The sequence below is a fragment of the Pandoraea sp. genome, from assembly GCF_004297875.1.
GTDB lineage: Bacteria > Pseudomonadota > Gammaproteobacteria > Burkholderiales > Burkholderiaceae > Pandoraea.
In genome coordinates this window covers 88,233-100,507 of the sequence record NZ_SCSK01000047.1, presented here as the reverse complement: position 1 = coordinate 100,507, position 12,275 = coordinate 88,233, and the positions used below count along the sequence as shown (strand labels likewise).

The window sequence follows — 12,275 nt, the reverse complement described above, 5'->3', positions numbered from 1 at the left end:
CGGGTGGGCATCCTATAATGGCGGCGCCATAGTAAGACTCCACATCTCCTGCAGAATAAAAAATGAAAAGCCCGGCCATCTCGCTCAGTCAGTCTGATATTGATAAGGCGCTAGACCCACGCGTTACGGACATAGGTAACGATACCCTCTATAAAATGTGCGAAAAACATCCAGCACATAGAGACGAAGGGGCGGTCATCTCAAAGATTTGGATTATCGGTCGTGCTTATGCGGCGGCGATCGAAAGACAGGCAATTAAAAATCTCGATTTAGAGCGCAAGTCCGCGTCCGGGAAGGCCGCCGAACTACTAAAAAGCAGCACGCTGGATAGCAATCTGGCAGACACCTTGCGGCAGCGCACCCACTTTGTTAAAGACCCAGGTCGCGCAGTTCAAATACACGGCTCAGTATTGGCTACATTAGACGGCATGATGGCTAGACAACCCAGATCTTTTGTCTCCAAATATTTGCACTTCCATAACCCCAGGTTGTTCCCTATCTATGACACCCAGGCAAAATACGCGCTCTCCAAGCTGACTGTCCAACCGCCGAAAAACATATGGCTCAATTGGTCTCCGGACAACGATAAGTCTTACGCTGAATTCTGTGCGCGGTTACATTGGCTTGTTGTACATATCAAACATAATTTCAAGGTGACGCTAACGCTTCGGCAAGCTGACAATTTGCTCATAGATACCTTTAAGAGGATTCAATCCGGTGAGACTCTCTAGCGAGCGAAATCATTGCGCTCGCGCGCTCTGGCGATCTCGGCAGGCGCCCAACGCCCATTACGGTTACTCGTTCCCACCAAGCTCTTTCATCGCTCGCGCCAGGTGCATTTGCGCCTCAGTTTTATTCTTATCCATCAAAGTCGCGGCATTGGCGATCAACGATATGACGACCGGCGTTGCATCAGAAATGCCACCCAAAAGCGTCTGCAGACTATTTGCCACCTTGGCACGAGCGCCGGGATGACAAACCATAAGCACGCCCCCCCCTAGCAATGCCACCTTGAACCAGTCTGGTGCGCCTTTGATCCTACCGGCCAGTGCTTTAACAGCAAGATACAGACCCCGCATTGCAGACATACTAAGCACCGCCAACCAAAACCCGTTAACTTTGATATTCAGTTCAATTACGGTTGCGCGAGAATAATTGCGCAGGTGAACTATGCAGTTGATCGAAATCTGGTTCCCTCCCATCGCGCGGATGTGCTTATCCTTCGTAATCGTGCCAGCAGCGGGAATCTCTTTCTCGAGCGCGACAAAATCCGCGTCGTCTGGGTCAACTCCACTTCTTAGCAACCGCACACTTTCGTCATCAGGTTGGACAATTTTTATCTTCGACTTATATGTTTGCCAATGCTCATTCATTTCATTGATGTCCAGCCCTCTTTGTTCGGCAAGCAATGGTATTTTCTCTTCGACTTCGCATACCAACCGTGGAGGCGCGTAGAGCTCAATGGTTTCAGCGTCGATGATCTCCATTAGATTGGTTCTGGCAGCGACATCCCGTCGCTCGGCGACAAGCCAGAGAATGTCCCCCAGAACGATGTTGCTGTCGACGACCAAGGGAAACTGAACATTGGCACCGAAGAACTCTCGAAAGTCTTTCAGGTTTTGAATGACTTTCCTCAAATCTCTGAGCTTGTCAGAGGGAACCGCAAAGATATCTTCTAAAGATTTCGTTTTTTTATTTCCACTTGAGTTACCGCTCATTCACCTATCTCCTGCAAAGACCCTTGCGCTGGAAAATTACCCCCTATTCCCGAGCGACCTCGTTGGGCAACGATCATATAGTGTTTATCTCAGGTTGGGGTGCAAACAAAAATTTCTCATCAGATCCTGGCCAGCCAGGGCGACCTTTTCGCAATTTCCATCCAGAAGGATTCGATAGCGGTTGGGGACGATAGGTCTCAAACACTGGCACTCCCTTGATGTGTTGTAGCCGACTACCAAACAACCCCATTAACGTGATCCGTCCACGCGCGCACGGCATCCTACCCCCATGGATGCCATTGCCGAACTCAACCGCCGTCTTGCCAACCTGATCGCCACGGGCACCGTGGCGCAGGTGCGGCACAACCCGCCGTGCTGTCGGGTGGCGATCGGCAAGCGCATGACGGAGTGGCTTCCCTGGGTCGAGCCCTGTGCGGGCAAGACGTCGACGTGGAACCCGCCGACCGAGGGCGAGCAGGTCGTCGTGCTGTCGCCCAGCGGCGAGTTGGCGGCGGGCATCGTGCTGCGCGGCTTGCCGTCTGACACGCACCCCACGCCGAGCAACGCTCCCGCCGAGCATGTAACGCGCTATCCGGATGGTGCGCGCATCGATTACAACCACGCCACCGGAGCGCTGCGCGCGACGGGCGTGAAGACCGCGATCGTTCAGGGCAGCGGCCGGGCAACGGTAGACTTCCCCAAGGCGCAATTCACGGGCGACGTGCATGTGAAGGGCGCGCTGGTGGTCGACAAACTTCTCACCTATAACGGCGGCATGAGCGGCCGGCCGGGCGCCGGCGGGCGCACGGTGATTACCGGCGATATCGCGCACAGCGATGGCAGGCTGACCTCGAATGGTGTCGCGCTCGACAACCATCGCCACGGTGGCGTGCAGCGAGGCAGCAACGAGACGGTGGGCACGCGATGAAGGGCGTCGGGATGGATGCGGCCACCGGCCGTTGGCTGGACGACCTGGCGCATATTCGGCAATCAGTGAGCGACATTCTTGGCACGCCGCTTGGCACGCGCGTGATGCGACGCGACTATGGCTCACTGCTGCCCGAGTTGATCGACCAGCCGCTTAACGGCGCCACGCGCTTGCGGGCCTATGCCGCCTCGGTGATCGCGCTGATGCAGTGGGAACCGCGCCTTCGCCTGGGCTCGGTGGCTTTCGACACGCAAGGGCCATCGCTCATTATCGACCTTACCGGCGCCCGCATCGATGGGCCGCGCGGCGCGCACGCCGTGACCTTGTCGGTACCGCTGCGAGGCACGTTCAAATGACCAGCGTCATCGATCTATCCCAACTGCCGCCGCCCGAGGTAATCGAAACACTCGATTACGAGACGATACTCGCGGCGCGCAAGGCGGCGCTTGTCGCCCGCTACCCGGCCGAGCAGCAGCCCGGCATGGCTGCCCTGCTCTCGCTCGAATCGGAGCCCCTGGTGAAGCATCTCGAGGAAAACGCCTACCGTGAGCTGCTGCTGCGCCAGCGCATCAACGAGGCGGCGCATGCCGTGATGCTGGCTTACGCGGCAGGCGCCGACCTCGAGCAGCTCGCCGCACTCTTCGAAATCAAGCGGCTGACCATCCGTCCCGCCGACCCGGCGCATAACCTGCCCGCCATCCGGGAAGAGGACACGGATCTGCGCAAGCGCATTCAGCTCGCGCCGCAAGGCTTTTCGGTGGCCGGCCCGGAGGGCGCATACCGCTCGCATGCGCTCGGCGCGGACGGCCGTGTGCTCGATGCTTCCGCCGGCAGTCCGGCCCCAGGCGAGGTCGTGATTACGATCCTGTCGCGCATCGGTGACGGCAGCGCGCCACAGGATCTGCTCGACGCGGTCGCGTCGGTGCTGCGGGCCGACGACGTGCGCCCCCTCACCGATCACGTTACCGTGCAGTCGGCGCAAATCGTGACGTATCGGGTGCATGCCAGGCTCTACACGTTCAGCGGGCCCGATTCGAGCGTGGTGCTGGCGGTAGCTCGCCGCCGGCTCGATGCCTACGTCGAGAGCTGTCATCGACTGGCACGCGAAGTCACGATCTCGGGCTTGTATGCCGCACTGCACGTCGAGGGCGTCGAGCGCGTCGAATTGCTCGCGCCGGGCGCCAATGTGAGCACCACGAAAGCGCAGGCGCCCTATTGTGTCGCCGTCGACATCGAGCATGGGGGTGTTTATGGCTGAGCTGTTGCCCCCCAATACGACGCCGCTCGAGCGGCATGTGAGCGCCGTGACGGCCGAGCTGGGCGCATTGCGCGTGCCGCTGCGCGCGTTGATGAACCCGGATACCTGCCCGGCGTCATTGTTGCCCTGGCTGGCCTGGCATCTGGGCATCGATGCCTGGAAAGACTACTGGCCGGAACAGGTCAAGCGCGCGCGTGTGCGAGCCGCCATTCCGGTAGCGCGGCGCAAAGGCACGGCGGCGGCCGTGCGCGACGCGGTCGCCGCCTTCGGCGCCAATATCGTGGTGCGCGAGTGGTGGCAATGCGACCCGCCGGGGCCACCACACACCTTCGAGCTGGTGATGACAATCTCCAGCCGCGATGGCGAGCGGGCCACCGCCGCCCTGGTGGCCGATGTGATCGACGAAGTGCAACGCACCAAGCCGGTACGCGCGCATTTCACGTTCACCCAAGGCTTCGAGCAACTCGGCGCGCTCGCCGTCGCTGCGGCAATTCGACCCGCGTTGTATTGCCGACTTTCTCTATCGGATGCCTGATATGGCTGGAACGCTCCTCACCCTGACCGATGCCGGACGCGCCGCACTGATCGGCCCTGACAACACCGGTACCGCCATGCGTCGTGTCAACGAGGTCGGCTTCGCCGGCGCGCCTTTCGAGCCTGCCGGCTCGCTGCAGACGCTGCCGCACGAGATCAAGCGCGTGAGCACCATCGCCGGCGAGAACGTCGCGCCCGACACCATTCACGTGACGATTCGCGACGACGGCCCGGACCAGTTTGTGCTGTACGGCTTTGGGCTGTATCTGGATAACGGCGTGCTGCTCGGCACCTACTGCCAGCCCACGCCGATCATGGAAAAGTCCTCGGTCGCCATCCTGCTGCTGTCGACCGACGTGCGCCTCGTGACCGTCGACGCCACCCGCCTGACGTTCGGCGACGCGAGCTTTACCAACCCGCCGGCCACCACCGAACGCCAGGGGGTGGTCGAACTCGCCACAGCGGAAGAAACCCGGCGCGGCACCGACGCGGGCCGCGCGGTGACGCCGGCCGGCCTGGCCGCGCGCACCGCCAATGAAGAACGCGCCGGCCTGATCAGAATCGCCAGCCAGGCCGAGATCGCGGCCGGCACGGACAATTCGGCCGCCGTCACGCCAGGCAATCTGGCCAGGCGGTTGGCGACAAAGGCGGCGCTGGCCGGCTCGGCTGATCAAACCTTCGCGGTCGCCGATGCCACGAGCGCACGCCATGCCGTGCCGCTAGCGCAAGCCGACAAGCGCTATGCCAGCCCCCAGGCGGTGGCAAACGCGCAAGCCACCGCCGACCGGGCCAAAAGTATCGCTGACGCGGCCTTGCCCAGCTCGGGCGGCCGTGTGACTGGCCCGGTCGAATTCGACGTGCGCCCAACGATTGCCGGCCAGGTGCCCTACGACACCGGCAATCTACCCAACCCGCTCACGACCGACGGCGGCACACTGAAACCCGATAAGGGCATGGCCACACGAACGAGCTACGGCAAGTTCGCCTATCGGGTCAGCCCCAACGGCACGAACTCCATCGGCGGCGCGTTCGTTGCGTGGAACGCCGAGCGCACGCCAGCCTTGCAGATCGATTGCCCCGACAACCAGGCCGCCTACATGGGCATTCGCTGGACGCAATGGGGAAAGCGCCATATCGCCGCGATCGATGCCTATGCCGGCGGCGGCGATTCATCGCCGTCCGTGATCGTTTTGCATCTCGCCGATCGAAACAACGCATGGACTTTCAACGCGTCCGACATCACGCGCGGCGCGGGCGGCCAAGTCTGGGGCTCGTGGAATTTCGATCCGGCCGGCAAGGCCGACAGGAGCTACGCCGACGCCATCAATGCGGCGGTGGCAACCAAGGCCAGCACGAGTCACGTCGACGCTAATTTCCATGCGATCTACAACAGCCTCAACAGCAAGGCGACAGCCGGCGCGGCCGTGCAGCGACACTCCGGCACGGTTGAATTCGGTCGGGTTTTTGTGGGTATCACCGGCAGTTCGGTAGTCGCCGATGTCCCGGCGCCCTACGTGATGACCGGCCTGAGGGCGGTCGGCGATCGCACCGGCGGCTCGTATATTTATTTGCGCGCGGCCACCCTGCGAAATCAATAAGGCAACCATGCTGACTCACGATCAAACCATTTACACGATCCTGCGCCTATATCCGCAGGCCGAACACGGTCGCGATTTCTGGGTGGCGCACCCACTCGGCCCCGACGGCAAGCAGGCTGGCACCGCACGCATCGTCGCCTGGCACTTGCCCGCCAAACCACCCACGCTCAAGGGCATCCAGGCGGCCTGGGCAAAGTATCAGCAAGATTTCGAGCGCGACCAGGTGGCGGCGCAGATTCGCGCGCAGCGGGCGCAGCACTTGCTCGAAGCCGATCAGCTGATCAACAAGGCGCGGGATGCCGGCGATGCCGGGCTGGAGGCGGCGGCATCTCGCTACCGGCAGGCATTGCGCGACCTGACCGCGCAGGAAGGCTTCCCGTTTGAGGTGGTGTGGCCGCGAGCACCCGGCGTTGAAATAACGATCGGTGGCGCGACCAGCAGATAGTTAGGAAAAGACGCGGCGACGTGCATCGGTGCGCGAACACCGAACACGCCCCGCCCTCGCAGATAAGCCCTGCAAGTTTGGCCAAGGCCGCGCCACCTGTACAGGCGGGCGCAGCCTACCATATTTATGCAAGGCTAACCACGATGAAGGAAATTCGCTGCGAGAACTGCCGCCGCAAACTGGCCATGGCGGAGTACACCCGCCTGAGCATCAAATGCCCGCGCTGCCGGGCATTAAACGTGTTGAGGGCCGAGCGCCCCGAACCCGAATGCCGCCGAGCGTCAGATTCAAGGAAGCATTCGAATGACATCCTCGCTCACTCGGCCGCCAATCGCGGCATTTCAGAATCATCTGTTCCGTGAAAACGCCATTGACTTGCTGCGGCGGCTGCCCGATGAAAGTGTCGACTTGCTGTTTACCGACCCGCCATATTCGTCGGGCGGCCTGCACAGCAGCGCGCGCGCCAGGCCCGCGGGCGAAAAATACATTACGTCGTCCGGGCCGCGTTACCCGGATTTTTCGCATGACAACAAGGATCAGCGCTCGTGGACCTTCTGGTGCATGACCTGGCTAGAGCAAGCGCTGCGCGTTACCAAGCGGCGCGGCTATCTGGTGTGCTTCATCGACTGGCGCCAGTTACCGAGCCTGACCGACGCTGTCCAGGGCGCCGGATTCATCTGGCAGGGAATTGCCGTGTGGGACAAAACGCAGGGTCGCGCGCGACCGCGACGCGGCGGCTTTAGCCATCAGGCCGAGTACATGGTGTGGGCTACCCGCGAAGGTACGGCCAGCACTGACGTCTATCTTCCTGGCGTGTTCACCGAGCGTCTTGCCTACCCAAAGCGACACATGACGGAAAAGCCAATCGGCTTGGCACGTGAGGTGATGCGCCTCGTGCCTGCCGGCAGCACAGTACTGGACCCTTTCGCGGGATCCGGCACTTTCCTCGTCGCGGCACGCGACGCGGGTCATCATTGGATTGGCAGCGAGATCGAGCCTGAGTACTACGACGTAGCCAAACAGCGCATGGCTTGTGCCTCGTCGCTCAACAACAAAACTTGAGTGCATCTCGCGCGAGCCTGGGCGACGCTACCGGCAGGCTTTTCCACCCATTCCTCCGGAGAATTTCATGGCCACCGATTACCACCATGGCGTGCGCGTGCTCGAGCTCAACGACGGCACGCGCCCGATTCGCACGATCGAGACCGCCGTGATCGGCATGGTTTGCACCGCCAGCGACGCCGATGCCGCGACCTTTCCGCTCGATACGCCGGTGCTGCTCACCAACGTACAAGGTGCGCTTGGCCGTGCCGGCGAACAAGGCACGCTGGCGCGCTCGCTCGATGCGATCGTGGGGCAAACCAATCCGGCCACCGTGGTGGTGCGCGTCGAGGAAGGCCAGGACGCGCACGAGACCATCGGCCGGATCATCGGCGGCGCCGATGCCAACGGCCGCTATACCGGCATGAAAGCCCTGCTGGCCGCAAAGAACAAACTGGGCGTGAGCCCGCGCATTCTGGGCGTGCCCGGCCTCGATGTCCCGCCGGTGGCCGCCGAGCTGGCGAGTCTGGCGCGCAAGCTGCGCGCGTTCGCGTATGTGAGCGCGGCCGATGCCTCGACCAAGGAAGACGCGGCGGCATATCGCGACAATTTCGGGCAGCGCGAGGTGATGGTGATCTGGCCCGACTTCGTGAGCTGGGACACCGCCGCCAATCGCGAGACCGCCGCCTGGGCCACGGCGCGCGCCCTGGGGCTGCGCGCCAGGATCGACGCCGAGACCGGCTGGCACAAGACGTTGTCGAACGTGCCGGTGGGTGGCGTGACGGGCCTGACCAAAGACGTGTTCTGGGACCTGCAGGACCCGGCGACCGACGCGGGCTATCTGAACAGCCACGACGTGACGACGCTGGTCAATTTCAAGGGCTTTCGTTTCTGGGGCTCGCGCACCTGCTCAGCCGACCCGCTGTTCGCCTTTGAGAATTACACGCGCACCAGCCAGGTGGTGGCCGACTCCATCGCCGAGGCGCAATTCTGGGCCATCGACGGCCCGCTCAACCCGAGCCTGGCGCGCGACATCATCGAGAGCATCCGCGCCAAATTCCGCGAACTGGTGAGCCAGGGTTATCTGATCGGCGGCGACGCCTGGTATGACGACACGATCAATACCAAGGACACCCTGAAGGCCGGCAAGCTGACCATCGACTATGACTACACGCCCGTGCCGCCGCTGGAGAACCTGGTCTTGCGCCAGCGCATCACCGATCGGTACCTGATCGATTTCGCGCAGCGCGTCGCGGCTTGACGCACCCATCGGGCTCGCTCACAGAGGACACACCATGGCACTACCGACCAAACTCAAGCTGTTCAATATCTTCAACGAAGGTCACAACTACCTCGGGCAAGGCACGGAGCTGACGCTGCCCAAGCTCTCGCGCAAGATGGAGGAATATCGCGGCGGCGGCATGAACGGGCCGGTCGATGTCGACCTCGGCATGGAAAAGCTCGAACTCGAGCACTCCTACGGCGGCTTCATGCGCCAGATCTTCGAGCAGTTCGGCCTGAGCAAGGTCGACGGCGTGCAGCTGCGCTTTGCCGGCGCCTATCAGCGCGACGACACCGGTGAAGTCGATGCCGTCGAAGTGGTCGTGCGCGGCCGGCACAAAGAAATCGACGCCGGCAGCGCCAAGGCAGGCGACGACACCGAATTCAAGGTGACATCGTCGTTGTCGTATTACAAGCTCACCCTCAACGGCGCCGTGCTGGTCGAGATCGACCTCGTGAACCTCATCGAAAACGTGCAGGGCGAAGATCGCCTGGCTGCGCAACGCAAGGCCATAGGCCTGTAGGAAACGCCATCACTCATTCTCAGGAAATCACCATGCACACCGAGACCGTCACCCTCGACACGCCCCTCACACGCGGCGAGCAGCGCATTGCGACGCTCGATATTCGCAAGCCGAACGCGGGCGAGCTGCGCGGCGTTCATCTTGCCGACCTGCTGCAAATGGACGTTGCCGCGCTGATCAAGGTGCTGCCGCGCCTGACGCAGCCGGCGCTCACCGAACACGACGTTGGCGCGATGGACCCGGCCGACCTCACGCAATGCGCGCTGGCGGTGAGCGGTTTTTTGCTGCCGAAGGCCGCGCAAGCGGAGGGCTCGCCCGCTGCGTCGAAGACGCCTTCGCCGACATCGCCGTGATTTTTCATTGGCCGCCGGCAGCGATGAACGAGATGAGTCTCGCGGAACTCATGGCTTGGCGTGAGCGCGCCCGCCAGCGCGGCGAGGCGACCCGATGAGCAGCGCTGCACGCCAGTTGCGCCTGGAAGTGATCTTGCAGGCGGTGGACCGCGCGACCAAGCCATTGCGCCGCCTGCGCGAGAGCAATAGCCACGCGGCGCGCGCGCTCAAGGAAACGCGCGCGCGGCTCAAGGAACTCGATCAGGCGCAGCGCCAGATCGACGCGCTGCGAGCACTGCGCGGTGGTTTGGGCAAAACCGCCACCGCATTGAAAGAGGCGCGTGCGCGCATGCAGTCGCTGGCCCAGGAAATCCAGCGCGCAGACCGTCCTGCCGCCGATCTCACGCGGCGCTACCAGCGTGCGGCGCGTAGCGTCAACGACCTGACGTTGCGACACAGAGCCCAGGCCGGCGAGTTGGGCGTTGTGCGAGAGAAGTTGAACGCCGCCGGCATCGGCGCCCGCACGTTCACAGCCTATGAACACGACTTGCGCAAAGCGACGAACGAAGCCAATGCCGCTCTCAAATCGCAGCAGGCCCACCTGGCCCGGCTCAACGAACTTCAGCGGCAACGTCACGCGGCCAAAGCCCGCTACGAGCATTCGATGCACACGCGCCAGCGGCTGCTCGGCGGCGGCATCACCGGCACCGCCGCGGCGGCGACCATTGGGTTGCCGGTCGTCAAGCCGGTCAAGGATTTCGTCAGCTTCGAGGATGCGATGCTGGGCGTGGCCAAGCAGGTCGACGGCGCGCGCGACGACAATAACCGGCTCACGCCGACCTACTATGCGATGGCCGATGCGATCAAGGCGGCCACCAACAACCTGCCGATCGCGACCACCGAGTTTGCCGCCCTGATCGAGGCCCAGGCACGCGCCGGCATTCAGGGCCAGGCGACCCTGCTCGAAATGGCGCGCGTGGCTGCCACGGCCGCGGTGGCCTTCGACATGCCGGCATACGAGGCCGGCGAAGCCATGGGGCGCATCGCCGGCCTGTACAAGGTGCCGCTCGACACCATCGGCACGCTGGGCGACACCATCAACACGCTCGACGACAACACGCGCACCAAGGGCCAGGCCCTTATCGAGGTGATGACGCGCATGGGCGACGTGGCCGACAAGCTCGACTACAAGCAGGCCGCCGCGCTGGGCAGCACGTTCCTGTCGCTGGGGGCCGTGCCCGAGACAGCCGCCATGGCCTCGCGCGCGATGGTGCGCGAGCTGGCGGTGGCCAATATGCAGTCCAAGCGCTTTCGTGACGGCATGCAAATGCTCAGGCTCGACGGCGCCGCGATTCAAAAAAGCATGAGCCGCGACGCGATGGGCACCATCTTGCGCGTGCTCGACGCGATCGAGCGTCTGCCCAAAGACCAGCAGATGGAAGTGGCCACGCGGATCTTCGGCAAGGAATTCGGCAAGGACGCCGCCAAGCTGGTGAACAACCGGGCCGAGCTGGCACGCCAGATGGCATTGGTGAATGATCCGCGCGCGCAAGGCTCGATGCAGCGCGAGCTCGACGCGCGCAAAAACACGCTCTCGGGCCGCTGGCAAATGACCCTGAACCGCGCTTTCAACGAAAGCAGCGCGCTGGGTGAAACGCTGCGGCCGGCGCTGATGGACATCATGGATGCCATCGATCGCGTGATCGACCGCGTGACGGCCTGGACGCAAGCCAACCCGGCGCTGGCCGGCGCCCTCATGAAAACCGTCGCCGCCGTGGCCGCCCTCACTGCAGCAGTGAGCGGCGCCATGCTGGCGCTGGCCGCGATCATCGGACCGTTGGCGCTGGTCAAACTGAGCTTTGCACAGCTCGGCATCGCCCTGCCGAACGTGCTTGGCGGCCTGTGGCAACTGGCGCGCGCCGCCCTGCCCGCGGTCGTGCAAGCGGTGATGATATTGGGCAAAGCGCTTCTGACGAACCCGATCCTGCTGGCGATCGCCGCCATTGCCGCCGGCGCCGTGCTGATCTGGCGTCATTGGGATACGCTCGGCCCCAAATTCAAGCAGTTGTGGCAAGGCATCACGACATGGTTCGGCAGCCAGGCATCGCGCTTCGTGAGTTTCGGCAAACAGATTGTCGACGGCCTGGTCGGCGGCATACGCGATCGGTGGGCCTCACTCAAGCGTATGGTCAGCGGCCTGGCGGATTCGGTGGCCGGTTGGTTCAAGGACAAGCTAGGCATTCACTCCCCCAGCCGAGTCTTCGCCAGCCTGGGCGGCTTCACGATGGCGGGCTTCGATCAGGGTTTGCAAGACGGGCAGCGTGCGCCGCTGTCGACCCTGCTGCGCTTTAGCCGGCAGTTTGCCACCGCCGGCGAAGACCTGGCGGGCACGGGCGCGACCATCCCGTTTGACCTGCGCCCACCGTTGATCGCACCTCACGCGCGCCAGCCGGCCGGGCTCGCCGGCGCCGCGCCGGTCACGATCAACGTCTACCCCGCCCCCGGCATGAACGAGGCCCAACTGGCCCGGCTGGTGGCCCGCCAGCTCGACGAACAGCAGCGGCGCGGCATGGCTCGCCGCCGTTCGCGCCTGGTCGACGATGAATAGGAGCGGCG

The 12,275-nt window shown here is 63.2% G+C and carries 15 protein-coding genes; 14 read left to right on the top strand and 1 reads right to left on the bottom strand.

Annotation, left to right across the window (positions count from 1 at the left end):
* Nucleotides 1–62 precede the first annotated feature (62 nt).
* Nucleotides 63–731, top strand: coding sequence for a hypothetical protein (locus EPN80_RS14325; RefSeq protein WP_293028479.1), 669 nt, complete (start codon nucleotides 63–65; stop codon nucleotides 729–731).
* Nucleotides 732–794: 63 nt separating this feature from the next.
* On the opposite strand, the gene EPN80_RS14320 is transcribed toward EPN80_RS14325, so the two are convergent.
* Complete coding sequence (locus tag EPN80_RS14320) at nucleotides 795–1,718, bottom strand: PIN domain-containing protein (protein WP_293028477.1); 924 nt, start codon at nucleotides 1,716–1,718, stop codon at nucleotides 795–797.
* 289 nt (nucleotides 1,719–2,007) lie between these two features.
* On the opposite strand from EPN80_RS14320, the gene EPN80_RS14315 reads away from it, so the two are divergent.
* From EPN80_RS14315 to EPN80_RS14255, 13 genes are all read left to right on the top strand, one after another.
* Nucleotides 2,008–2,646: a phage baseplate assembly protein V gene (locus tag EPN80_RS14315; RefSeq protein WP_293028475.1), complete on the top strand. Its 639-nt coding sequence runs from the start codon at nucleotides 2,008–2,010 to the stop codon at nucleotides 2,644–2,646.
* On the top strand, nucleotides 2,643–3,002 hold the full coding sequence (locus EPN80_RS14310; RefSeq protein WP_293028473.1) for a GPW/gp25 family protein: 360 nt from the start codon (nucleotides 2,643–2,645) through the stop codon (nucleotides 3,000–3,002). Before EPN80_RS14315 ends, EPN80_RS14310 begins: the two co-directional genes overlap by 4 nt.
* Nucleotides 2,999–3,904 carry a baseplate J/gp47 family protein gene (locus EPN80_RS14305; protein ID WP_293028471.1) on the top strand — a complete coding sequence of 302 codons (906 nt, stop codon included), beginning with the start codon at nucleotides 2,999–3,001 and terminating at the stop codon, nucleotides 3,902–3,904. The genes EPN80_RS14310 and EPN80_RS14305 overlap by 4 nt, the downstream gene beginning before the upstream one ends.
* Nucleotides 3,897–4,439, top strand: a complete 543-nt coding sequence (locus tag EPN80_RS14300) for a phage tail protein I (RefSeq protein ID WP_293028469.1) — start codon at nucleotides 3,897–3,899, stop codon at nucleotides 4,437–4,439. The genes EPN80_RS14305 and EPN80_RS14300 overlap by 8 nt, the downstream gene beginning before the upstream one ends.
* Before the next feature lies 1 nt (nucleotide 4,440).
* Complete coding sequence (locus EPN80_RS14295; protein ID WP_293028467.1) at nucleotides 4,441–6,036, top strand: hypothetical protein; 1,596 nt, start codon at nucleotides 4,441–4,443, stop codon at nucleotides 6,034–6,036.
* A 7-nt stretch (nucleotides 6,037–6,043) separates the two neighbouring features.
* Entirely contained in the window at nucleotides 6,044–6,481 is a 438-nt protein-coding gene (locus EPN80_RS14290) for a phage tail assembly chaperone (protein WP_293028465.1), read from the top strand.
* Between the two features lie 143 nt (nucleotides 6,482–6,624).
* Complete coding sequence (locus tag EPN80_RS14285) at nucleotides 6,625–6,843, top strand: Com family DNA-binding transcriptional regulator (RefSeq protein ID WP_293028463.1); 219 nt, start codon at nucleotides 6,625–6,627, stop codon at nucleotides 6,841–6,843.
* Nucleotides 6,785–7,543, top strand: coding sequence for a site-specific DNA-methyltransferase (locus tag EPN80_RS14280; protein WP_293028461.1), 759 nt, complete (start codon nucleotides 6,785–6,787; stop codon nucleotides 7,541–7,543). The genes EPN80_RS14285 and EPN80_RS14280 overlap by 59 nt, the downstream gene beginning before the upstream one ends.
* A gap of 67 nt (nucleotides 7,544–7,610) precedes the next feature.
* Entirely contained in the window at nucleotides 7,611–8,783 is a 1,173-nt protein-coding gene (locus tag EPN80_RS14275) for a phage tail sheath protein (protein ID WP_293028458.1), read from the top strand.
* 34 nt (nucleotides 8,784–8,817) lie between these two features.
* Nucleotides 8,818–9,327 carry a phage major tail tube protein gene (locus EPN80_RS14270; RefSeq protein WP_293028456.1) on the top strand — a complete coding sequence of 170 codons (510 nt, stop codon included), beginning with the start codon at nucleotides 8,818–8,820 and terminating at the stop codon, nucleotides 9,325–9,327.
* 32 nt (nucleotides 9,328–9,359) lie between these two features.
* Entirely contained in the window at nucleotides 9,360–9,680 is a 321-nt protein-coding gene (locus EPN80_RS14265) for a phage tail assembly protein (protein ID WP_293028454.1), read from the top strand.
* The gene (locus tag EPN80_RS14260; RefSeq protein ID WP_293028556.1) at nucleotides 9,671–9,778 is read left to right on the top strand and encodes a GpE family phage tail protein; all 108 of its coding nucleotides are present in this window, start codon (nucleotides 9,671–9,673) and stop codon (nucleotides 9,776–9,778) included. Before EPN80_RS14265 ends, EPN80_RS14260 begins: the two co-directional genes overlap by 10 nt.
* Nucleotides 9,775–12,267 (top strand): phage tail tape measure protein, encoded by a 2,493-nt coding sequence (locus EPN80_RS14255; RefSeq protein ID WP_293028452.1) that lies wholly within the window; start codon nucleotides 9,775–9,777, stop codon nucleotides 12,265–12,267. Before EPN80_RS14260 ends, EPN80_RS14255 begins: the two co-directional genes overlap by 4 nt.
* Nucleotides 12,268–12,275 lie beyond the last annotated feature (8 nt).